Source organism: Bradyrhizobium sp. (assembly GCF_030646015.1).
Lineage (GTDB): Bacteria > Pseudomonadota > Alphaproteobacteria > Rhizobiales > Xanthobacteraceae > Bradyrhizobium.
Genome location: NZ_JAUSLT010000019.1, coordinates 55,304 through 75,430 on the forward strand (window position 1 = coordinate 55,304; position 20,127 = coordinate 75,430).

The window sequence follows — 20,127 nt, forward strand, 5'->3', positions numbered from 1 at the left end:
TAAGACGTACGACAGCTGCTCCGCTGCGTCTTTAACGGGGGCTCGCTCGACCGGTCGATAAAGGCCATCATCGCGAAACCCTTCCTCGAACTTTGTGATTGCCTTCTCGTTGCCGCCGAACATCACGAGATTGATGTGAAGCACCCATTGCTTCGAACGGGCCCGATAAACCATCTCAAATCCACCCACGACGGGAACGTGGACCAGCCCAGCTCTAACCAACCGCTTCCGTAAGGAATGGCGATATCGGTCAATTTCAAGGTCCTGCAATTTTCCGCGCGAGGCCGCTTCCAGCAAGACCACCAAGACCGATGGCCTAGTCTTGAACTCGGCGTGCAGGCGAAGGAGTTCGCCAGTGATGTGACGCCGAAATGCTCTCGCGCATCTGGGACAGTATGTTCTTTCGCAATGATAGTGACCTTCCCGGCATTCTCGAAGGTAGACGCCGTACGGCCTGCCTTGACGTTGTGTCGCGAGAAGCGTCTCGCTACGAATGCTATCTTTGCGAGCATCGTTCCGCGTCTCAAACCGCTGCCCACGAGGGAGGTACTTGGGCCGAAGTTTTGCGATATCGAACTGTGCGGGAGTGGCGCGCCTCCAGTAAGGAAGCTTACGACGCGATTTGGCCATTTCAGAAACTCACGTGATCCCTGCTACTTTACGGGGGGTATCAACTAGCGTGATCGCAGAGCCGCAGCTGCAAAGGAGCCGTTTTTGAATTGATCTGACCCTCGCCTACGTTCCGTCTTCGAACTCCGGTGAAGCTCGAATCTATGACGGCAGGGCCATGATGTCCGTGTGATGACTTCCTTCCCGCGGCCAAAAGTGTGCTCCACGAGCGTTCTAAAGCAAGTCGATGATATCATTGCGGTGTCATTTGGCACTCACACCGACACGTTGATTGCAGTCGCCGGCACAAGCTGGAGAAAAATCGGCATCACGCACTCATCGAAGAAGCGCCTCTGCTCCTCCTGAGTTGCTGCATGCAGTAGACTCAAGACGCCCCCGGTCTTCTCCCATTCCCGCTTAATGGCCTCGTATCCCGAAGCGGTCTGTTCACTCCGCGGCGCTGATTGAGTGCGCGACGGGGGAGGCACAGGTCTTTGAGCCGTCGCTTCGTTGTTCGGAACGACAGGTCGCGACTCAACACCGGTAGAGTTAGAGCCTCCCGGAATCGGATGTTCCGACGATTCCGATTGCGATGACGGCGACTCTTCACCTTCCCCTGTTCTCACAAACGTGCCTGGCGAATCTTCTTCGGGAGATTGGGAAGCGCTTCTGCCAGTCTTGGTTCGATTCATGATCCTTGCAAGTGTATGCAATTGGCTGTGGACGTCGTCACCGGACGCTGCGATCTCAAGCAAAACGCTCTGATTGTCTTCCAGATTCAGCTTGCGGACATGGACCTGCACATAAGAGACAAGTTTCGCGATCTTGCATGATCTGGCAATCTGGTCAGGCGATGCGCCAAGCTCTCGAGCTGCTTTTTTGTGAAACTTTTCCTTAGGCTGCCTGCCGCCGGGAGGTGTCGCAAGTTGCGACACCTTTTCCTCTACATATTGAAGGAACGCGACGTCAGTCAGAGCGCGATCTAGGGCGGCGAGCTTCTGCCGCCGGTGGCTGTTGCTGATTGCCTCACACGCTTTCGCTTCTTGATCCGATGTCAGATCCAAAACGGTGGCGAGCACCTCGATTTCACCAAGTTGCTTCAGAGCTGCGATTCTATTCAGGCCATCGATCAGCGCATATCCAACCGAGCTTCGGCGAACAAGAACCGGCGTCACTTGTCTTGTGCGTCGTATGGAGGTTACGAGCTGAGCGACAACTCGAGGGTCTACAGGTATGAGGCGTTCGCCGATAGCGATCTCAGCAATCGGAAGCATAGTCGACGTGTCTACGCGCGACATCTCCTTGAGACCAAGCACATGACGCTTAGCGGCCTCATGCTTTGTCAGTACGAGGATCTCGTCATTCATGACCGACGTCCCCCGGACTATTGCGATCAGATCGACCGCGTCCTTGGCCTTCGACAGCTCCGATAAAGGCATCGAGGGATTTAGCGGAGATAAGCGTGCGACGGCCTATCTTGAGAACGGTCAGATCACCCCGACCGATAAGTGCGTAGAGAGTTGTGCGGCCAATACTCAGAAGGCCGCACGTCTCTTGAATGCTATAAGCGAGCTTCATGGTGGTAGTCCCGACTGAGATACTGCGCGGGACTACATCACCTGGAAGGCCGCCCTTACAACGGCCGAGCGGGCTCAACTGAGCTCACCGTGGCGACTTGAACTTCAACTGCTCGTCTCGGATCTCACTCAGCGCGCGCTTGATCGTGGCTGTCGAGTATTTGTCCGCGTCTTCATATCCGTTTTTGGCAAGCCAATCACGAATTCGACGGTCGCGAATCTTGGCGGCCACCGACCTTGGCGGAAAGCCGCCCCAAAGATCGTAAACGGCGTTCTTTACGGCTTCCCGTTGCTTGGGTCTGTTTGGCGGATACAGAAGCTGTTCTTTGACCCACGCATCAAACGTGGCCCGATACACGACCGCATATTGCAACTGCGCATAAAACCGGGTGCCATCAGCCCCGCGCACGCCGTAATTGCCGGTCTTGAGAAAATCGCCCGACAGCCGATCTTTCGGCGCCCACGGCAGCCAATCCTCAGGAAGCAGCGGCAACAGCTGCCCGTCGTTGGGATCTCTGACGTACGTAGCCAGCCGCCCCTCCTCCATTTGCAGCCGAAGAAATAGGGTCGCCTTTTGGTAATTGTGCCAAACGTCCGCGCTGTCTCCGACATGCCAAGCCCTGACCTCGGGCGGATACCTTTCGGGAAGCCCATCGTCATTCGGTTCGTCCGGCGGTTTCAGCAACGAGCCAAGGTCGCTGCACAGTTCAGTCTTCCAATGACCGGTCCAGATCGGTTCATGGGTAGCGATGAGGTTCTCAAGTTCGAGAAGCGCTTCGTCTAAAGTCATCAACTCGTCAGCCACTGTTCCTCCTTTGGCGAAGTCTCTAACGAGACTTCACCTTTAGCCGACCCGATGAGGACAATTCAGTGCTGTTTATCGCTTGGGTGACTTGAAGAAAAATTGAAGAAGGCGGTCAAACACACCCTCCTGACCAGACTCAACCTATTGAAATCATTGGCGCTCCCTAGGGGAATCGAACCCCTGTTTCAGCCTTGAGAGGGCCGCGTCCTAACCGCTAGACGAAGGGAGCGTTGGCTCAGCCAATAGCCTTGAAATCCGCCGGCTGCAAGGCGGGATTGGCCCGGGAATACACGTCAAACCCTGGGTATCAGCCACGGCTGCCGGCGGTCTTTCTTACCCTCCCCTGGTGGGGTCGAGACGAGCGAAGCTCGCTCTCTGGGTCGACGCGACTGAAAGGAGCGGCGGGGTGGGGTGACGGTCTCTCGTTTTCAGGCGGTGCCGCAGTTGAGAGATCACCCCACCCCGTCTCGCATTTCGCTGCGCTCCATGCGAGCCGACCCTCCCCCTCCAGGGGAGGGTGAAGACAAGCCCGGCCATGAGGGCGCTAATCTACGGCTCGTTGACGAATTTCAGCTTTCCGGCCGGTTTCAGCGTCTTCGCATCGAACGTGCGGATTTCGGTCACGCCGCCGACATCCAGCGTCACCACCAGGCGGTCGCCGGCGATGCCAGTTGAGACGATCCGGGCGCCTTTCGGCAGCATCGAGGTGGTGTCGGTGGCGACAACGCTTCCCTCTGACCGAAAAAGGCGGTAGCCGATGGCGATCAGGACGGCGGCGACGGCCAGCGCCGTGGTCAGCCCCGCAATCAGCATCAGCCGCCGCACCCGCGCGAACAGCGCGGCCTGTTCGGGTGTCGGTTCGGGCGGCGCGGCTTCTTCGGTCATGCAAGGCTCTTCATTACAAGGCTCTCAAGGCAAATGGAACACGGCTCGGCGTCGAATAGCGGTCAGAGGCTGGAGGTCATCGTTGCCGGCGACGAGGGATCGGTGCGGCTCGACCGCGTGCTCGCGGTCAGGCTACCGCAATTGTCGCGCTCGCGGCTGAAGGCACTGATTTTGGCTGACGCCGTCACCCTCAAAAACGCCCCCATCCGCGACCCCGCTTATCATGTCGCGTCAGGCGATACGATCACAATCGACGTGCCGGAGGCGGTCGCCGCCGAGCCCGCCGGCGAGGCTATTGCGCTCGATATCGTCCATGAGGACGACGACATCATCGTCATCAACAAGCCCAGGGGGCTGGTGGTGCATCCGGCCGCCGGCCACGAGACCGGCACCCTGGTCAACGCCCTGATCGCCCATTGCGGCGCCAGCCTTTCCGGCATCGGCGGCGTCAAACGGCCCGGTATCGTGCACCGGCTCGACAAGGACACCACAGGGCTGATGGTGGCGGCGAAGAACGACCGCGCGCATAAATCGCTGACCGAGCAGTTCGCCGACCACGGCCGCACCAACGAGATGCGCCGCGGCTATCTGGCGCTGGTCTGGGGCGTGCCGAACCGGCTGCGCGGCACCGTCAATGCGCCGATCGACCGGCATCCCTTTGCCCGGGAGAAGATGGCGGTGCGCGATAGCGGCCGGGAGGCCATCACCCACTGGGAAATCGTCGAATCCTTCAACGGGCGCGACGGCAAACCGGTGGCGGCGCTGCTGGCCTGCCAGCTCGAGACCGGCCGTACCCATCAGATCCGGGTGCATCTGGCCCATATCGGCCACCCCCTGCTGGGCGATGCCGTCTACGGCCCGCACTTCAAGACCAAGTCCAGCCACCTCGGCCACCAAAGCCAGGCGGCGCTGACTGCCCTCGGCCGGCAAGCGCTACACGCATACCTCCTGGCGCTCGAGCACCCCCAAACCGGGGAAATTTTACACTGGGAAAGCCCCCTGCCGCAGGACTTGCTTCTCCTGCAAAACGCCCTCCGAGCGGCGCTATGACGCAGGCCGCCTGATAAAGCTCTGTTATACCAACAGGTTATACCAGCCACACGCGGACGTGACGTCAGCAATCCTTCCCTATATCCCCCGATTTGGTGTATGTTGCACCTGCGTTGAATATCCAACGCGGAACATCGCAGCCCGGGCGGCTTTAACACAGCGCTCGTCTGCCGGGCCCGCCGCTATCGGGGGCCTGAACCACTGGAGGGCGCTAAAATGGCCCGTACAGCTACCCTGCCGGTTCTCAACGGAGAATCCGGCCTGTCCCGTTACCTTGCCGAGATCCGCAAATTTCCGATGCTGGAACCCCAGCAGGAATACATGTTCGCCAAGCGCTGGCGCGAGCATGACGATCGCGACGCGGCACATCACCTTGTCACCAGCCATCTAAGGCTCGTGGCCAAGATTGCCATGGGCTATCGCGGCTACGGCCTGCCGATTTCCGAGGTCGTCTCGGAAGGCAATGTCGGCCTGATGCAGGCGGTCAAGCGGTTCGAGCCCGAAAAGGGTTTTCGGCTCGCCACCTACGCCATGTGGTGGATCAAGGCGTCGATCCAGGAATACATCCTGCGTTCGTGGTCGCTCGTGAAAATGGGCACCACCGCGAACCAGAAGAAGCTGTTCTTCAACCTGCGCAAGGCGAAGAGCAAGATCTCCGCGCTGGACGAGGGTGATCTCCACCCCGACCAGGTGAAGCTGATTGCCAAGCGCCTCGGCGTCACGGCCCAGGACGTGATCGACATGAACCGCCGTCTCGGCGGCGATGCGTCGCTCAACGCGCCGATCCGTGACGACGGCGAAGCCGGCGAATGGCAGGACTGGCTGGTCGATAACTCGCCCAACCAGGAAGCCATCATGGCCGAGCACGAGGAGTTCGATCATCGCCGTCAGGCGCTGAACGGCGCCATCGGCGTGCTCAACCCGAGGGAACGCCGCATCTTCGAGGCGCGGCGTCTGGCGGAAGAGCCGATGACGCTGGAAGACCTCGCCACCGAGTTCGGCGTGTCGCGCGAGCGCGTGCGGCAGATCGAGGTCCGCGCCTTCGAGAAGGTGCAGTCCGCGGTCAAGGGCACCATCGCCCGGCAGGAACAGGCCGCGCTGGAAGCCGCGCATTAATCAGCGCGCGGTCGAAACGAAACAGAAAGCCGGCGGCAACGCCGGCTTTTTTTGTGCCTCGCCTGACCAGCCATGTTTCAACCACACCCATTGTCGTCCCCGCGAAAGCGGGGATCCAGTACGCCGCGGCTTCTCGGTAACGACAGATGTCATCGCCTACTGGGTCGCCCGGTCTGCGCCGGGCGATGACAGGTTCGGGTAGGCAAGAAAACGCGCTTGCGGCATGCGTTAGCGACGAGGAGTGCCGCCAGACGATCCCTTCTTTGCATGGGGTTGCTTTCGATATTTTGGTTTGGGCTGCTACTCCCCCCACTCCCTCGCCAGCTTCGCCAGCGCGCAGCCTTCGCAATAGCGCGCGTCCTTGTAGTCGATCCAGTTATGCGCATAGACCCGTTCGAGCGGGATGCCGTAGCGCGTCCGCAGCACCTTGAGCAGGATCCGCCACGCCGCGATCTGCGCCTCGGTGGCGCCGCGCGTCACGTCGGGGAAATTGCCGGCGAATTCCACCCCGATCGAATTGGTGCCGAGCACCTGGCGAAAGGTCGGGCGGTTGTCGATGTACTTGTTGTCGTTGCGGTTGGCGCCGTCGCCATGGGTCGGAACCAGATTCTCCGCCACCGCCCAGTACACCGTGCCGTCGGTCTCGACCCAGACCGTGACGCCGCGCCGCGTCGGGTTTTTCGATTGCGCCTGCGCGCCGCCGCGCGCCGAGCCGGCCGGCCCCTCGGTCTGGTGCACGATGATGTTTTTCCAGGGGTGGGCTTTTGAAACCTCGCCCCACGGCGCCAGCCAGACCATCTTCAGGCCGGGAATATCGGGCGTGCCCGCCGCCCGCGCGACAACCGCGAGGTCGGGCGACTGGGCTGAGGCCGGGGCCACACTCAAGATGGCGCCCAGCGCCATCGCTAACAGGCGAACGTTCATGGCCTGGAGTCTAGCACGCTCACGCGTGCTTGCGCAGCGCTCGTTCCGGCATCGAAGCGGGATCGATCCCGGGCGCCAGCGGCGGGGCGGGATCGTAAATCGCGTGTCGGTTCTTGCCGTCCTTCTTGGCGGCGTAGAGCGCATGGTCGGCGGCGGCGATCACCCGGTCCGGGAATGCGCCCATCTCGCGGGTCCATTGCGCGACGCCGATCGAGAGCGAGATCGGGATATCGGCGCCGACGCAGGCTTCCGCGTCCTCGCGGCAGACATCGAGGATGCGGCGCGCGATCATCGCCCCTTCCCGCAGCGTCGAGGACGGCAGCACGACGCAGAACTCGTCGCCGCCGGTGCGCGCCAGCATGTCGCCGGGCCGCAGCCGGGTCTGCGCCATCAGGGTGAAATGCTGCAGGCAGGCGTCGCCCGCGGCGTGGCCATGGGTGTCGTTGATCGCCTTGAAGCCATCGAGGTCGATCACCAGCAGCGCGAAGGATTCGCCTGAGCGTTCCGAGCGCGCGCATTCCTCGGTCAGGCGCTGCAGCAGATGCCGCCGGTTGCCGACGCCGGTGAGGTCGTCGAGCAGCGCGAGGTCGGCGACCTCGTTGCGCAGCCGGTCCATCGCCATCAGCAGGAAGCCGAAATTCCACGACATCGACAGGAACATCAGCACCAGGATCGAAATCGAATGAACCGGGGTGAAATGGAGGAAGGAGAACTCGCCGCCGACCTGCACCACGTTGCTGAGCACGCGCATGAAATAGATGGCGATGATGAGAATGGCGACGGTGGCCGCGAGCCGGGCGCCGGCGTTGACCCGTCCGTTCTCCCGCGCCAGCAACAGTTTGAGGGTCAGCGCGAACGGCAGCACCTGGGCGAACGAATAGATGAACATCCGGATCGGCTGGTGGTCATAGCCGAAGGCGAAGAAGGTCATGCCCGCGGTGCCCAGTCCGGTGATCAGCGCGGTCTGGCGCCAGCCGACCGGCCGGTCATAAAACCGCCTGACGCCCATCGCGGCCAGGCAGGAGGCGATGATCAGCACGGTACCGCCGGCCAAAAGCGGCAGCAGCGAATCCACCACGACGCGCAGGCTGGCCAGCGACGCACCAAAGGCCGCGGCAAACGCCGAAGCGGTCCAGTACGGCGCCGCCGCGAATTTCGGATAGCACCGGGTGACGTAGGCCCAGATCAGACCCAGCGCGAGAAAATTGATGATGAACGCCGTCCACAGCGTCGGTACGCTCAGCATCGCGAAGCCAGAACGCGCATCGTCCCGTCTCCCCTGTTGTCCAACAACCCACCCATCGAAGTCCCCGTGTTCTTGCTGGGCAAAGTGCGCCTGTGTCGCTTAACGGACCCTCACCACGGCAAGGCAATCCGTACCGTGGTTTTGAAATCATGAAGATTGCGCGGCGCACCATCGCGCCGTCAGCCTGTACCGGATCGACGCAGTTGCGCGGCTCGCATTGGCAAGCTGTTAACCGTGACGGGGCGGCGTGGAATGCATTGCGCGGCTGAAAGGTGCCCGAAAACGCATAACAGCTGTGGATAACACAATGACACCGGCGTGACGGCGCGAGGCAGTCGGGCGCGAATCTGTTCGGATGATGATTGAGGCTGTTGCGAGGCTAAGCCCTCCCCGAGCAAGCCTCGTGTCGCGTTTCCACCCATTAAACCCAATGAGGATGCTATGGCTAAGAAAGCGAAGAAGGCTAAGAAGGCTAAGAAGGTCGCAAAGAAGAAGAAGGCCAAGAAGTAATGTTTCTGCCCGGGTGGAGCCTCGGCTCCGCCCGGGCATCCGATCCCGGGGCGAAACACTTTTGCTAATGCGGCGGGCCTTGGGCCTGCCTTTTTATTTGTCTACCTTTCCGCCAGCGCCAGCCTCGCGCCGAGCGCGGCGAAGCCGGCGGCAAAACTGCGGCGCAGCCAGGTCATCACCCTGGGCCGGCTCACGATGCGGTCGCGGACCGAGGCCGCGAACAGGCCGTAGAGCACGAACACCGCGAATGTCATCGCCATGAAGGCCGCGCTCAATTCCAGCATCCGCGCCAGCGGATGGCCCTCGTCGGCCGCGATGAACTGCGGCAGGAAGGCCAGGAAGAAGATCGACAGTTTTGGGTTGAGGATGTTGATCAGGACGCCGGTGACGACCACGCGGCGGCTGGAGCGGCCGTCCAGCCTGGTATCGACCGCCAGCGCGCCCTGCTCGCGCAGCGCCTGCCACGCCATGTACAACAGATAAGCCACCCCGCAATATTTCAGCACCGCGAACGCCAGCGCGCTGGTGTGCAGCACCGCGGCGAGGCCGAGCATGGCGGCCAGCATATGCGGCACGATGCCGAGCGTGCAGCCGAACACCGCGGCGATGCTGGCCCGCGAGCCGCGTGTCAGCGCCGCCGCCAGCGTATAGAGCACGCCGGTGCCGGGCGAGGCGACCACGATCAGCGACGTCAGCAGGAAGGACCACGACATGGTTTTTGCCTTATCACGCCGACGGCGGCCGAGGAAGCTGATGCGCCGATCCGGTTGCCAAAATCCGCCAGCCGGATAAGGGTTCACCGGCAATTGCTTTCCCCGCCTGGAGTGACATCTGATGACTGCGATTCCCGGAAGTGCGGCGGCCGTCACCGGCGCCGCCAGTGGTATCGGCCGGGCGCTGGCGCTAGAGCTGGCCGCGCGCGGCTGCGATCTCGCGCTGGCGGACCGCGACGAGGCGGGACTTCAGACGCTCGCCGCCGAGATCGCCAAGGCGCACCAGCGCAAGGTCACGGTGCATACCGTCGATGTCGGCATACCCCAGGAGATCGAAGCGTTCGCGCAAGCGGCGATCGCCGCCCATCCGGTCCTCAACATCGTCATCAACAATGCCGGCGTGGCGCTGATGGGGATGTTCGACGAGGTCGACCAGGCGCAGATGGAATGGCTCTTCAACATCAATTTCTGGGGCGTGGTGCACGGCACCCGCGCCTTCCTGCCGCATCTGTCGAAAAAGCCGGAGGCGCACATCGTCAACCTCTCCTCGATCTTCGGCATCATCGCGCCGCCCGGTCAGACCGCCTACTGCGCGGCGAAATTCGCGGTGCGCGGCTTTTCGGAAAGCCTGCGGCACGAGCTTCAGATGGCGAACAGCCCGGTGCGCCTCTCGGTGGTGCATCCCGGCGGCGTCGCCACCAACATCGCCCGCAACTCCCGCCCCGGCGTTGGCATGACCGACAATGCCCGCCGGGCGCAGTCGATCGAACGGTTCGATGCGGTGGCGAAAACCACGCCGGCGGCCGCGGCACAGCGGATTATCGTCGGCATCGAGAAGAACCAGCCGCGCATCCTGATCGGCAACGACGCCCGCTATATGGACCTGCTGCAGCGCTTTCGCCCCGGCACCTATTGGGCGGTGCTGGCGCGCAAGATCGAGAAGATGGCGAAGGCGGGGAAGTAGCACTGCGCCCGTCGCCGCGTAGGGTGGGCAAAGCGAAGCGTGCCCACCATTCCTTGCTCCGAATGATCATGGTGGGCACGGCGCGAAAAGCGCCTTTGCCCACCCTACAAATTCTGCGCCCCCTACCGCCCCACCAGCTGATCGGCGAAATACCCGATGGTCTTGCGATAGATCGTGGCCCGGTTCCACTCGCGCATCGCCTCGAAATTCGGCGTGCCCTCGCTGTAGGGCTGGCCGTTCTTGAAGCCGCTCACATGCAGCAGGTTGGCGGTGGAGGCGAGCACGTCGGGGATGCTGTGGCGCAGGTCGACATGGCCGTTGCCGTCGAAATCGACGCCGTATTTGAGGTAGGACGACGGCAGGAACTGCGTCTGGCCAATTTCGCCCGCGAAGGCGCCGATCATGTCCTTCAGGGGCAGATCGCCGCGCTGCACGATCTTCAGCGCCGCCAGCAGTTCGCCCTGGAACAATTCGGTGCGGCGGCAATCATGCGCCATGGTGGCCAGCGTGCGGACCACCGGCATCTTGCCGATGTCGCCCTTGCCGTAATCGGATTCCAGCCCCCAGATCGCGACGATGATTTCGGGCGGCACGCCGAAACGCTTCTCGACCCGCGCCAGCAGGGCGGCGTGACGCTGCAGCATCTGCCGACCCATGTTGATGCGGCCGGGACCGACCCGGGTCGAGACATATTGCTCGAAGGTCTTGTTGAAGGTGCCGCGCTGGCGGCGGTCGAAGGCTAATACCTTCGGGTCCTGCGTCACGCCGGCAAGCGCCTGCGAAATCACCGCCGGTGAAACCCCCGCCGCCTGCGCTTCCGCCGACATCGCCGCGATGAAGGTGTTGAAGTCGCCGCCGCAGCGGGCGGCGTAGGATGGCGTGGCGAGGATGGTACAGAACGAAACGGCCAGTAGAAGCTTGCGCATGCGAATCCCTTGTGACCTGCAGGCCCGATCATGACATGAGAAAACGCCGCGCGGCAGGTGTATTCAGCGGCGCTCAATTTAAACTCGTCGTCCCGGATCGGCCGCTCGCGTTGCTCGCTTGTCCGGGACGACGGCGCGGTTGGCTCCACGTTCGCGCCGCCTCACTCGCCGCCGTCGATCTGGCGGCCCATCAGCGCGATCGCCTTCTGATAGACACCGGCGGCATTCCAGGCCTGGATGGCGGCGAAGTTCGGTTCGCCCGGCTGATAGCCGGCGCCGGCGCGCCAGCCATGAGCCTTGAGAAAATTCGCGGTCGAGTTCAGCGCGTTGGCCGAGTTCTCGAGATTGCCGGTGCCATAGGCCAGGATGGCTTTCGGCATGAACTGGGTCTGGCCGACTTCGCCATGCATCGAGCCGCGCTGGGCCGGCGAGAGCGCGCCGCGGTCGATCAATTGCAGCGCGGCGTAAAGGTGCTCGGTGAAAAAGGCCGAGCGCCGGCAATCATAGGACAGCGTTGCGATCGAGGAGAGCATGTTCTGGTTGCCGCGCTGGCTGCCGAAGCCGGTCTCCATGCCCCAGATCGCGAGCAGCGGCCCCGGTGGCACGCCATAGCGCTGCTGGATCGAAGCAAACAGCGCGCCCTGCGATTGCTTCAGCGAACGCCCCTTCGCGACGATGGCAGGTCCCCCGCGCTTGGCGAGAAACTGCTCGAGCGACAGCGAAAAACTGCGCTGGCCGCGATCGGCATTGATGGTCGCCTGCGCATAGTTCGTCGCCATCAGCGCCTGGATGGTCGAGGCGCTGATGCCCTTGGCGCGCGCCTCGCCGGCGAATTGCTGTTTCCAGGCTTCATAGCCGCCGGCGGAGCTGCCGCATGTCGCGGCGGCGGCTGGCGAGGTCAGGGATGCGAGCATAGCCAGGGCCGCGAAGATGGCGGTCGTAAGTTGATTGCTTTTGCTCATCACGAAATTCCCTGGCAAACCTATAATGGAAGGCTTCCGTCAACATCTCGCCCATTCTGGCACGAGGGGCCCAGCCGGTCAAAATCCTTGCTCGCACAACTGAACGCATGCACGTGAGCGACGAGAGCGGACTTCAGCTTGCCGTATCCCGTTTCAGCGCCCCGACCGCCTCTATTTCAAGGCGCAGCCAATCGGGACACATATCGAAGCCATTCGGCCAAGTCGGCGCGCCATCCTCGAGGAAAACGCGAGCGAAGTATGCAGGGTCCCGCAACGGCTCGATCATAGGCCCGGTTTCGGCGACTCTCATCGAGAAATCATACTCACCCGCCGCTCCGTCACTGAACGTCGCATGCAGGCGATGGTTGCCGATGCACTTGAGCTTGGTGACTTTGAGCATCATCGAGGCCCCGCGATGGCGGCATCCGCTCCCTTGCCCTGCACAGGCGCGTCCCATCATTCTCGAAAGGATGGATTGCCGGGTCAAGCCCGGCAATGACGGTCGGGACGACCGACCCGGCTTTTTCCGTGGCAATCCGTGCCAGCCCTTGCCGTGGCCCCGTTGCCCCGGCCATAATTTCGGCCGCACCGGGAATACATGTTGGCTGCCGGCTCCCGGTCGTGTTCATAGAGATTGCTCTGATGGCTCCTCCGCACCGCTTCGCCGCACCGCTCTTCCTGCTGCTCGCTCTCTGCCTGCTTGCGCCCACCGGCGCCTCCGCGCAAACGCGCGACGTGGCGGGCGCGCGGGATTTTCCCGGGGTCGGCCGTTTCGCCGGCAGCGTGATCACGGGATACCAAATGAAGGATTTCGACGCCGCGCGGATGCAGGCGGCGGCCTTCAAGGACGGCCAGCCGGCCGATGCGCGGCGGCTGGAGGGCAAGGTCACGCGGATCGCCTATCGCAGCAATCCCGGCCCCTCCATCCTGGAAGTGTTCCGGAATTTCGAGACGCAACTGACCAAGATCGGATTCGAAAAGCTGCTCGCCTGCGACACCGATGCCTGCGGCGGCATTCCCTTCACCGAGGCGATCGACGCGCTGCCGATCCCGCAGATGTGGATCGACGGTTTCAATTATCACTACTACGCCGGGCGCAGGGTCGATGGCGCGCGCGAGATCTTTGCCAGCGTCGTCGTCAGCGAGAACAACCGCGAGATCTACGCGCAGCTCACCATCGCCGAGACCCGCGCGATCGAGAACAAGATGGTGGACGCCGCCGCGATGTCGAAAGGCCTGCGCGAGACCGGCCGCATCGCGCTCTACGGCATTTACTTCGACACCGACCGCGCGGTGCTGAAGCCGGAAAGCCGCCCCGCCCTCGAGCAGATCGCAAAGCTGCTGGCCGCCGAGGCGCAGCTCAACGTCTTCATCGTCGGCCACACTGACAGCCAGGGGCCGTATGCCTACAACCTCGACCTGTCGCGCCGCCGCGCCGAGGCGATCGCCGAGGAACTGGTGAAGAATTATCGAATCGGCGCGCCTCGGCTGCGCACCGCGGGGGTCGCACATCTGGCGCCCGTCGGTTCCAATGGCAACGAGGCCGGGAGGGCGTTGAACCGGCGGGTGGAACTGGTGGCGCCGTAGGGCGGGCGGCACAGACGAGCGGTTTCAGGCCTTCGACCGGCGGCGGCGTTCTGATAGAATACATTGGGGGCGAATGCAGGCGAGCCGATGCCAATGACCAAGATGTCCGATCAAGCTCAGCCGCGCAGGTTCAATTTCCTGCGCGTGCCGCTATTCCGGTTGCTGGCGATCAACCTTGCGGCGGGCACGGCGGTGGCGGCCGTGTTCGTCGGCGGCCTGCTGGCGCTCAATCCCGCCGGATTGCGCGACCTGATCCTCGCCGACTCCTCGCCCGGCACCGCGCTCGGCCTGCTGCTGTTCGGTTTCGTCGTGACCTTCGGCTCGACCGCAATGGGGACCGCGATCATGGCAATGGGGCGTCGGCAGAAGGACAATGAGCCGCCGCGCGGTCCGCCGCGGCTGGTGGCGCGGCGGCTTGACCGGGTTGCGGTGCGCGTGAAGCGGTACCCTTGCAAAATTTCTTTCAAAAGTGCTGGCTTCTGGAGAGATTATGGCTCCGCAAGATGATGAGCGCCACTTTGACGTGCGCGAGATCGCATCGGCATTTCAGCAACTTTCTCGCTACACGGTAGGCATAAACCCGACGGCAGTCGAAACCGAGGCACTAATTGCTTATCAGCTAGTTCTCGCCGTTCTGAGCGAAATGGAATTCGGGATTTTCAACACGGCGCCCCGACGTAGGTCAGCAGGCCTTGAAAGATTGAAAAAGCGAAAAGATTTTATTCGACAACATTTAGCATCTCACCAAAGTCACCGAACCCATTCTCAGGTCCTTGCAAACTGGCTTCAATCCACTTCTTGAGAAAAGTCTAGCAGCGGATGGCGACCTTAGAAGCACGCGTTCCCAACAAGCAGGGAAACGCGGCTTCCAAACCCGTCAAAGTCATCCAGCCCTCAGGCCTAACTTGTCTAGTAGCAGCTTTTTTCAAAAGTCGAGACCGCAAAAAAAACGGCGGGCTTTCGCCCACCGTTTTTTCGATGGATTGCCGGGGCAAGCAGTGACGAAGAGAAAGAGAAGACTGGGTCCCGGGTCTGCAGCGCACCACTTCGTGCTGCGCCGCGCCCGGGACACGGGATCAGTTATCCAGGAACGACCGCAGCTTCCTCGACCTTGACGGATGCTTCAGCTTCCGCAGTGCCTTCGCCTCGATCTGCCGGATACGCTCTCTCGTCACCGAGAACTGCTGCCCGACCTCTTCCAGCGTATGATCGGTATTCATGCCGATACCGAACCGCATGCGCAGCACGCGCTCCTCGCGCGGCGTCAGCGACGCCAGCACGCGCGTCGTGGTTTCGCGCAAATTGCTCTGGATCGCGGCGTCGATCGGGAGGATCGCGTTCTTGTCCTCGATGAAATCGCCGAGATGCGAATCTTCCTCGTCGCCGACGGGGGTTTCGAGCGAGAGCGGCTCTTTCGCGATCTTCAGGACCTTGCGGACCTTCTCCAGCGGCATGCCGAGCTTTTCGGCGAGCTCTTCCGGGGTCGGTTCGCGGCCGATCTCGTTCAGCATCTGCCTGGAGGTGCGCACGATCTTGTTGATGGTCTCGATCATGTGCACGGGAATGCGGATGGTGCGGGCCTGGTCGGCGATCGAGCGCGTGATCGCCTGCCGGATCCACCAGGTCGCATAGGTCGAGAACTTGTAGCCGCGGCGGTATTCGAATTTGTCGACCGCCTTCATCAGGCCGATGTTGCCTTCCTGGATCAGGTCGAGGAACTGCAGGCCGCGGTTGGTGTATTTCTTGGCGATCGAGATCACGAGGCGGAGGTTGGCCTCGACCATTTCCTTCTTGGCCTGGCGCGCCTCGCGCTCGCCCTTCTGCACGCCGTGCACGATCTTGCGGAATTCGCCGATCTCGAGGCCGGTCAATGCCGCCAGCGACTGGATCTCGTGGCGCAGTTCCTTGATGCGGTCCTTCTCGTGATGGACGAAATTCTTCCAGCCTTTGGCGGAGAGTTTCGAAACACGGTTGAGCCAGCGCGGATCGAGTTCCGAGCCCTGGTAGTTACGCAGGAAATCTTCGCGCGCGACGCCGTGGCTGTCGCCGAGGCGCAGCAGGCGGCCCTCGAACGAGACCAGCTTCTTGTTGATGTCGTAGAGCTGCTCGACCAGCGAATCGATACGGGCCTGGTTGAGCCGCAGCGACTTCACCTCGACGATGATTTCGTCCTTCAGCTTCTTGTATTTACGCTCCTGCGCCGGCGACAGCGTTTCGTTCTGCAGCTGGTTGGAGATGTCCTGCTCCTGCAGGCGGCGCAGCTTCTTGTAGTTGTCCGCAATTTTATCGAAGGTCTCGACCACCTTCGGCTTCAGCTCGGCCTCGATGGCGGCGAGCGACATCTGGTTTTCGAACTCGTCGTCGTCCATGTCGCCGTCGGCGGCGGTCTCGGAGGTGGCTTCGCCCTCGGCGGCGGCCGCCGGAGCGGCGGCGCGGAACGGGGTCGGCGCCGGCGGAGCGGCGGGCGGCGCGACATGCGAAGGAGCAGCAGCCGCGATCGCGGCGCCATTGTTGGCGCCGGCCGGGACCGGCTGGCCGTCGGGGCCGACCGGTGCGGCCAGCAGCGGGTTCATGTTGTTCTTGGCGTCGGGACCGGCGTAGGTCGCTTCCAGATCGATGATGTCGCGAAGGAAGATCTTTCCTTCGTTGAGTTCGTCGCGCCAGATGATGATGGCCTGGAAGGTCAGCGGGCTCTCGCAGAGCCCCGCGATCATCGCCTCGCGGCCGGCCTCGATGCGCTTGGCGATGGCGATTTCGCCCTCGCGCGACAAAAGCTCGACCGTGCCCATCTCGCGCAGATACATGCGGACGGGATCGTCGGTGCGCTCGCCGGGCTCGGATTTCTTGACCTCGGTGACGGCCTTCTGCGTGACCTCGACCAGTTCGTTGTCGGTCTCGTCCTCGGCCTCTTCCTGCTTCTCTTCGTCGGAGTCGGAATCCTCGGCCTCGGAGACGTTGATGCCCATGTCCGAGAGCATCGACATGATGTCCTCGATCTGCTCCGGCGCGGTGGTGTCGGACGGCAGCACTTCGTTGAGCTGATCGAAGGTCACGAAGCCGCGCTTCTTGGCCTGCTTGATCATCTTCTTGACGGCGGCATCGGACAAATCGAGCAACGGCGACGGCGCGTCCGGGGAATCCTTCTCGGGGGCGTCCGCTGCCTTGTCGTCTTTTTCCTTGTCTTTTACCTGCAGCGTCTTTGCCTTGGTGGCCATTCAGTGCTCTCCAAACGCGCTCATGCCGGGGCGTTGCCGCTTCCCGAATTGAATTGGTGTCGCTTACGACGCGGAAAGGGCGGCGCACACTCCTCGCCACCCCATCAAAAAATCTCTCGCCGGGTTTGAGCTTCTAGCCCGCAGGCAATTAAGCTTCGATTAACCCTGTCGATCCTGTTTTTGCAGCCAAACCATGGGTTTGGCGAGTCTTTTCGCGGTTCCGGCGGCTGCCGTCCGCAGCATTTTTTTATCAGACGCTGCGCTGGGACCGGCCCGATAACTCCCCAAAACCCTCGATCAGGGCCTCGGTGCCGTCCACTTCCTCCAGCCGGGCCTTGATATCGCGCAGCCACGCCAGATTGGCCTCACTGGCCTCGTCGCCGAGGGCCTGCTCGGCATCCTTCAATTCCCTAAGTAAGGAGTGCCATTGGCGATGCAAGGAGACCAGCTGGTGCCAGGTGGAAAGAACGTCCTCGCGGGCGGCGCCGACCTGGACGCCCCATACCGCCTGGGTCGTGATTGCCCGCTCAACCCTTTGAAGAACCTCCTGAAATCCCCGCGCGGCCAGGTCGGCGCGCATTTTCTCGGCCGCTTCTTCCGGTTCCGGGCTCTGGTGATGGTCGCTGGCAAAGGCGGCGATTATGCCGGCGCGCAGTTTGTTGGCTTCCGGATGGGCCATTTCCAGCGCCGCCACCTCTTCGAGATGGTCGTGCAGCAGCCAGGGGTGGTTGATCAGGGACTGCAGAATCAGCGCCTCGCGGCGGGAAATCGCGCTGCGCTGGCCGCGCATGATCGGGCTCAGCGCCAGTTGCGGGCTCGCCGCCTGGTAGGGCCCGCGGTTGATGGTCTGGGTGCCGGCCTGGGCCCGGCCGCGCGGCTCGATTCGGCCCGCCGCCCCCGGCGTGAAGGTGGCGCGGGGCGCAAAACCGCGGCCTGATTCGCGGCCGAAACCGCCGGCCCCGCGGCCGGCGAAATTGCCCCTGTTATAGCCGCCGCGGCCACCTTCCGGCGCAAAGGTGCGCTGCAGGCGCTCGGCGAGATCCTGGCGGTAATAGCGCCGCACCACCTCGTCGCGGATGCCATTTGTCAGTTCCTTGATCCGCGCCTCCAGAGCGGCGCGGCGCTCGGGCGTGGCGAAGGTGCCGCTTTCGATCTCGCGCGACCAGATCACGTCGGCGAGGCCGCGCGCCTGCCCGATCACTTCCTCGATCGCGCCGCGTCCGCCGGAGCGCGCGAGGTCGTCGGGGTCCTGTCCCTCCGGCAGCAGCGCGAAACGCAGGCTCTTGCCCGGTGCAAGGAGTGGAAGCGCCAGCTCGGCGGCGCGCCATGCCGCCTTCTGCCCGGCCTTGTCGCCGTCGAAGCAAAGTATCGGTTCGTCCGCCATCTTCCACAGCAGCACCAGCTGGTTCTCGGTCAGCGCCGTGCCGAGCGGGGCGACGCTGGCGGGGAAGCCCGCGCCGACCATGGCGATGACGTCGACATAGCCTTCCACCACCACCAGGACAGCGCCGTTATGGGTGGCGAGACGTGCGGCGGCGAGGTTGTAGAGATTGTCGCCCTTGTGAAACAGCGGTGTTTCCGGCGAATTCATGTATTTCGCCGGAACGTCCTTCTCTAGCGCACGGCCGCCGAACGCGATCACCCGTCCGCGCAGGTCGGTGATCGGAAACATCACGCGGTCGCGAAAACGATCCCACGGCACCGGGATGTCGTCGCCCGACACCAGCAGGCCGGCTTCGACCATGTCCTCGACCGGAATGCCATGGCCGCCGAGATATTCCTTCAGCGCAAAGCGTTCGCCGGGCGCATAGCCGATGCGGAACTGGAGCTGCACCGCCGGCGAAATCGCGCGGTCGGCGAGATAGCCGCGCGCCTTGGCGCCGTTGCGGGAGGCCAGCGTCTCGGCGAAGAATTTCGCCGCCAGTTCCATCACGTCATACAGCGTCTTGCGGCGCTGCTCGTGCCGCGCGGCATCCGGGGTCGCGGCCGGCAGTGCGAGGCCCGCCATCGCGGCCAGCCGCTCGACCGCCTCGGTAAAACCGACGCCCTCGGTCTCCATCAGGAAGGAGATGATGTCGCCGTGCTTGCCGGAAGAGAAGTCGTGGTAAAATCCCTTCTGGTCGTTGACCGTAAAGGACGGCGATTTCTCCTGCTGGAACGGCGACAGCCCCTTCCACTCCCTTCCTGCCCGCTTCAACTTCACGCGCCGTCCGACGACTTCCGAAACCGGAAGCCGGGCGCGCAGGTCGTCGAGAAATTGGGGCGTGAAGCGCATTCGCGATGTGTAACCCAAGGTGTGAGGAAACGCTCATAATATCAGCCTTCTCCCGGCTATTCACAGGCCCACCACCGTCATTCCGGGGCACGCGCAGCGTGAACCCGGAATCTCGAGATTCCGGGTCTGGTCCTTCGGACCATCCCGGAATGACAGCACTCTTGAACCCCGCCCGGTTCCACGCTTCGATAGCCCCATGTTCACGACTTTCAGGGGCGGCCAGAGCGGCGCGTGGCGGGTGACGGCGTTTTCGGCGGTGAAGGGCCCGCCGCTTGAGGCCGTGCCTTCGCTGTCGGTGGTGCATTCCGAGGCGATCGCGCTGCCGCTGTTGCCGTCGCGGACCTCGTGGCGGCTGGCCGGGGTCGCCAGCCATGTTCGTTATGTCGAGCGGGGCGAGAAGACGCAGCTCACCGAAAAGCAGGAAGGGCTCGGCCGCCCCGAGGCGAGTTGCGCGGCGCTGATCCCGATCCGGAAATCGGCTGCCTGGTGGGAGCTGACGCAGGAAGAGCGGCGGCGGATTTTCGAGGACAAGTCGCACCATATCGCCACCGGCCTGAAGTACCTGCCGATGATCGCGCGCCAGCTCTATCACTGCCGCGATCTCGGCGAGCCGTTCGATTTCCTGACCTGGTTCGAATACGCGCCGCAGAATGCGTTGTTCTTCGACGATCTGGTGCGGGTGCTGCGCGCGACCGAGGAATGGAGCTACGTCGAGCGCGAGGTCGATATCCGCGTCACAAGGATCGATCTGGCGGGGTAAGCG

19 protein-coding genes and 1 tRNA gene are annotated in these 20,127 nt (G+C 62.9%); 7 read left to right on the plus strand and 13 right to left on the minus strand.

What is annotated here, in order from left to right:
* Window positions 1-884 precede the first annotated feature (884 nt).
* The 5 genes from Q7T45_RS01930 to Q7T45_RS01950 all read right to left on the minus strand — a co-directional run bounded on the left by Q7T45_RS01930 (window position 885) and on the right by Q7T45_RS01950 (window position 3,876).
* Window positions 885-1,976, minus strand: coding sequence for a ParB/RepB/Spo0J family partition protein (locus Q7T45_RS01930; protein WP_304866817.1), 1,092 nt, complete (start codon window positions 1,974-1,976; stop codon window positions 885-887).
* A complete protein-coding gene (locus Q7T45_RS01935) occupies window positions 1,969-2,187 on the minus strand; it encodes a helix-turn-helix domain-containing protein (protein WP_304866820.1) in 219 nt (72 codons plus the stop codon). The genes Q7T45_RS01930 and Q7T45_RS01935 overlap by 8 nt, the downstream gene beginning before the upstream one ends.
* An 84-nt stretch (window positions 2,188-2,271) precedes the next feature.
* A complete protein-coding gene (locus Q7T45_RS01940; protein WP_304866824.1) occupies window positions 2,272-2,991 on the minus strand; it encodes a hypothetical protein in 720 nt (239 codons plus the stop codon).
* Between the two features lie 154 nt (window positions 2,992-3,145).
* Window positions 3,146-3,220, minus strand: a tRNA-Glu gene (locus Q7T45_RS01945).
* 320 nt (window positions 3,221-3,540) lie between these two features.
* Window positions 3,541-3,876, minus strand: coding sequence for a hypothetical protein (locus Q7T45_RS01950; RefSeq protein WP_304866828.1), 336 nt, complete (start codon window positions 3,874-3,876; stop codon window positions 3,541-3,543).
* A 33-nt stretch (window positions 3,877-3,909) separates the two neighbouring features.
* Here Q7T45_RS01950 and Q7T45_RS01955 point away from each other — a divergent pair, with 33 nt between their 5' ends.
* Together Q7T45_RS01955 and rpoH are read left to right on the plus strand one after the other, a co-directional pair.
* Complete coding sequence (locus Q7T45_RS01955; RefSeq protein ID WP_304866830.1) at window positions 3,910-4,926, plus strand: RluA family pseudouridine synthase; 1,017 nt, start codon at window positions 3,910-3,912, stop codon at window positions 4,924-4,926.
* A gap of 216 nt (window positions 4,927-5,142) precedes the next feature.
* Window positions 5,143-6,042 carry an RNA polymerase sigma factor RpoH gene (rpoH, locus tag Q7T45_RS01960; protein WP_304866833.1) on the plus strand — a complete coding sequence of 300 codons (900 nt, stop codon included), beginning with the start codon at window positions 5,143-5,145 and terminating at the stop codon, window positions 6,040-6,042.
* Window positions 6,043-6,342: 300 nt separating this feature from the next.
* Here rpoH and Q7T45_RS01965 read toward each other — a convergent pair whose 3' ends face one another.
* The 3 genes from Q7T45_RS01965 to Q7T45_RS01975 form a co-directional block, all read right to left on the minus strand.
* On the minus strand, window positions 6,343-6,966 hold the full coding sequence (locus Q7T45_RS01965) for an N-acetylmuramoyl-L-alanine amidase (protein ID WP_304866836.1): 624 nt from the start codon (window positions 6,964-6,966) through the stop codon (window positions 6,343-6,345).
* A gap of 19 nt (window positions 6,967-6,985) precedes the next feature.
* Window positions 6,986-8,212, minus strand: coding sequence for a GGDEF domain-containing protein (locus tag Q7T45_RS01970; protein ID WP_304866841.1), 1,227 nt, complete (start codon window positions 8,210-8,212; stop codon window positions 6,986-6,988).
* 611 nt (window positions 8,213-8,823) lie between these two features.
* On the minus strand, window positions 8,824-9,435 hold the full coding sequence (locus Q7T45_RS01975) for a LysE family translocator (protein WP_304866844.1): 612 nt from the start codon (window positions 9,433-9,435) through the stop codon (window positions 8,824-8,826).
* Between the two features lie 121 nt (window positions 9,436-9,556).
* Between Q7T45_RS01975 and Q7T45_RS01980 the strand changes: the two genes are divergently transcribed.
* A complete protein-coding gene (locus tag Q7T45_RS01980; RefSeq protein ID WP_304866847.1) occupies window positions 9,557-10,399 on the plus strand; it encodes an SDR family oxidoreductase in 843 nt (280 codons plus the stop codon).
* Window positions 10,400-10,521: 122 nt separating this feature from the next.
* Here Q7T45_RS01980 and Q7T45_RS01985 read toward each other — a convergent pair whose 3' ends face one another.
* From Q7T45_RS01985 to Q7T45_RS01995, 3 genes are all read right to left on the minus strand, one after another.
* Window positions 10,522-11,325, minus strand: coding sequence for a lytic transglycosylase domain-containing protein (locus Q7T45_RS01985; RefSeq protein WP_304866850.1), 804 nt, complete (start codon window positions 11,323-11,325; stop codon window positions 10,522-10,524).
* Window positions 11,326-11,486: 161 nt separating this feature from the next.
* Entirely contained in the window at window positions 11,487-12,287 is an 801-nt protein-coding gene (locus Q7T45_RS01990; RefSeq protein WP_304866854.1) for a lytic transglycosylase domain-containing protein, read from the minus strand.
* A 133-nt stretch (window positions 12,288-12,420) separates the two neighbouring features.
* Window positions 12,421-12,690, minus strand: coding sequence for a DUF2442 domain-containing protein (locus Q7T45_RS01995; protein WP_304866857.1), 270 nt, complete (start codon window positions 12,688-12,690; stop codon window positions 12,421-12,423).
* Between the two features lie 239 nt (window positions 12,691-12,929).
* Here Q7T45_RS01995 and Q7T45_RS02000 point away from each other — a divergent pair, with 239 nt between their 5' ends.
* From Q7T45_RS02000 to Q7T45_RS02010, 3 genes are all read left to right on the plus strand, one after another.
* Complete coding sequence (locus Q7T45_RS02000; RefSeq protein WP_304866860.1) at window positions 12,930-13,874, plus strand: OmpA family protein; 945 nt, start codon at window positions 12,930-12,932, stop codon at window positions 13,872-13,874.
* 102 nt (window positions 13,875-13,976) lie between these two features.
* On the plus strand, window positions 13,977-14,381 hold the full coding sequence (locus Q7T45_RS02005; protein WP_304867136.1) for a hypothetical protein: 405 nt from the start codon (window positions 13,977-13,979) through the stop codon (window positions 14,379-14,381).
* Window positions 14,365-14,676: a hypothetical protein gene (locus Q7T45_RS02010; protein WP_304866863.1), complete on the plus strand. Its 312-nt coding sequence runs from the start codon at window positions 14,365-14,367 to the stop codon at window positions 14,674-14,676. The genes Q7T45_RS02005 and Q7T45_RS02010 overlap by 17 nt, the downstream gene beginning before the upstream one ends.
* A gap of 274 nt (window positions 14,677-14,950) precedes the next feature.
* Here Q7T45_RS02010 and rpoD read toward each other — a convergent pair whose 3' ends face one another.
* Together rpoD and dnaG are read right to left on the minus strand one after the other, a co-directional pair.
* Entirely contained in the window at window positions 14,951-17,089 is a 2,139-nt protein-coding gene (gene rpoD, locus Q7T45_RS02015; RefSeq protein WP_304866865.1) for an RNA polymerase sigma factor RpoD, read from the minus strand.
* A gap of 250 nt (window positions 17,090-17,339) precedes the next feature.
* Complete coding sequence (dnaG, locus tag Q7T45_RS02020; RefSeq protein WP_304866868.1) at window positions 17,340-19,364, minus strand: DNA primase; 2,025 nt, start codon at window positions 19,362-19,364, stop codon at window positions 17,340-17,342.
* Between the two features lie 196 nt (window positions 19,365-19,560).
* Between dnaG and Q7T45_RS02025 the strand changes: the two genes are divergently transcribed.
* The gene (locus Q7T45_RS02025; protein WP_304866871.1) at window positions 19,561-20,124 is read left to right on the plus strand and encodes a chlorite dismutase family protein; all 564 of its coding nucleotides are present in this window, start codon (window positions 19,561-19,563) and stop codon (window positions 20,122-20,124) included.
* Window positions 20,125-20,127: the final 3 nt, after the last annotated feature.

Bases quoted from the DNA above. Each gene is read 5' to 3' on its own strand.
- Q7T45_RS01990 (WP_304866854.1), bottom strand. From the start codon at position 12,287: ATGAGCAAAAGCAATCAACTTACGACCGCCATCTTCGCGGCCCTGGCT.
- dnaG (WP_304866868.1), bottom strand. From the start codon at position 19,364: ATGCGCTTCACGCCCCAATTTCTCGACGACCTGCGCGCCCGGCTTCCG.
- Q7T45_RS01930 (WP_304866817.1), bottom strand. From the start codon at position 1,976: ATGAATGACGAGATCCTCGTACTGACAAAGCATGAGGCCGCTAAGCGT.
- Q7T45_RS02005 (WP_304867136.1), top strand. From the start codon at position 13,977: ATGTCCGATCAAGCTCAGCCGCGCAGGTTCAATTTCCTGCGCGTGCCG.
- Q7T45_RS02000 (WP_304866860.1), top strand. From the start codon at position 12,930: ATGGCTCCTCCGCACCGCTTCGCCGCACCGCTCTTCCTGCTGCTCGCT.
- Q7T45_RS02010 (WP_304866863.1), top strand. From the start codon at position 14,365: ATGGCTCCGCAAGATGATGAGCGCCACTTTGACGTGCGCGAGATCGCA.
- Q7T45_RS01995 (WP_304866857.1), bottom strand. From the start codon at position 12,690: ATGATGCTCAAAGTCACCAAGCTCAAGTGCATCGGCAACCATCGCCTG.
- Q7T45_RS01985 (WP_304866850.1), bottom strand. From the start codon at position 11,325: ATGCGCAAGCTTCTACTGGCCGTTTCGTTCTGTACCATCCTCGCCACG.
- rpoH (WP_304866833.1), top strand. From the start codon at position 5,143: ATGGCCCGTACAGCTACCCTGCCGGTTCTCAACGGAGAATCCGGCCTG.
- Q7T45_RS01975 (WP_304866844.1), bottom strand. From the start codon at position 9,435: ATGTCGTGGTCCTTCCTGCTGACGTCGCTGATCGTGGTCGCCTCGCCC.
- Q7T45_RS01980 (WP_304866847.1), top strand. From the start codon at position 9,557: ATGACTGCGATTCCCGGAAGTGCGGCGGCCGTCACCGGCGCCGCCAGT.
- Q7T45_RS01970 (WP_304866841.1), bottom strand. From the start codon at position 8,212: ATGCTGAGCGTACCGACGCTGTGGACGGCGTTCATCATCAATTTTCTC.
- Q7T45_RS01965 (WP_304866836.1), bottom strand. From the start codon at position 6,966: ATGAACGTTCGCCTGTTAGCGATGGCGCTGGGCGCCATCTTGAGTGTG.
- Q7T45_RS01935 (WP_304866820.1), bottom strand. From the start codon at position 2,187: ATGAAGCTCGCTTATAGCATTCAAGAGACGTGCGGCCTTCTGAGTATT.
- Q7T45_RS01950 (WP_304866828.1), bottom strand. From the start codon at position 3,876: ATGACCGAAGAAGCCGCGCCGCCCGAACCGACACCCGAACAGGCCGCG.
- Q7T45_RS02025 (WP_304866871.1), top strand. From the start codon at position 19,561: ATGTTCACGACTTTCAGGGGCGGCCAGAGCGGCGCGTGGCGGGTGACG.
- rpoD (WP_304866865.1), bottom strand. From the start codon at position 17,089: ATGGCCACCAAGGCAAAGACGCTGCAGGTAAAAGACAAGGAAAAAGAC.
- Q7T45_RS01955 (WP_304866830.1), top strand. From the start codon at position 3,910: ATGGAACACGGCTCGGCGTCGAATAGCGGTCAGAGGCTGGAGGTCATC.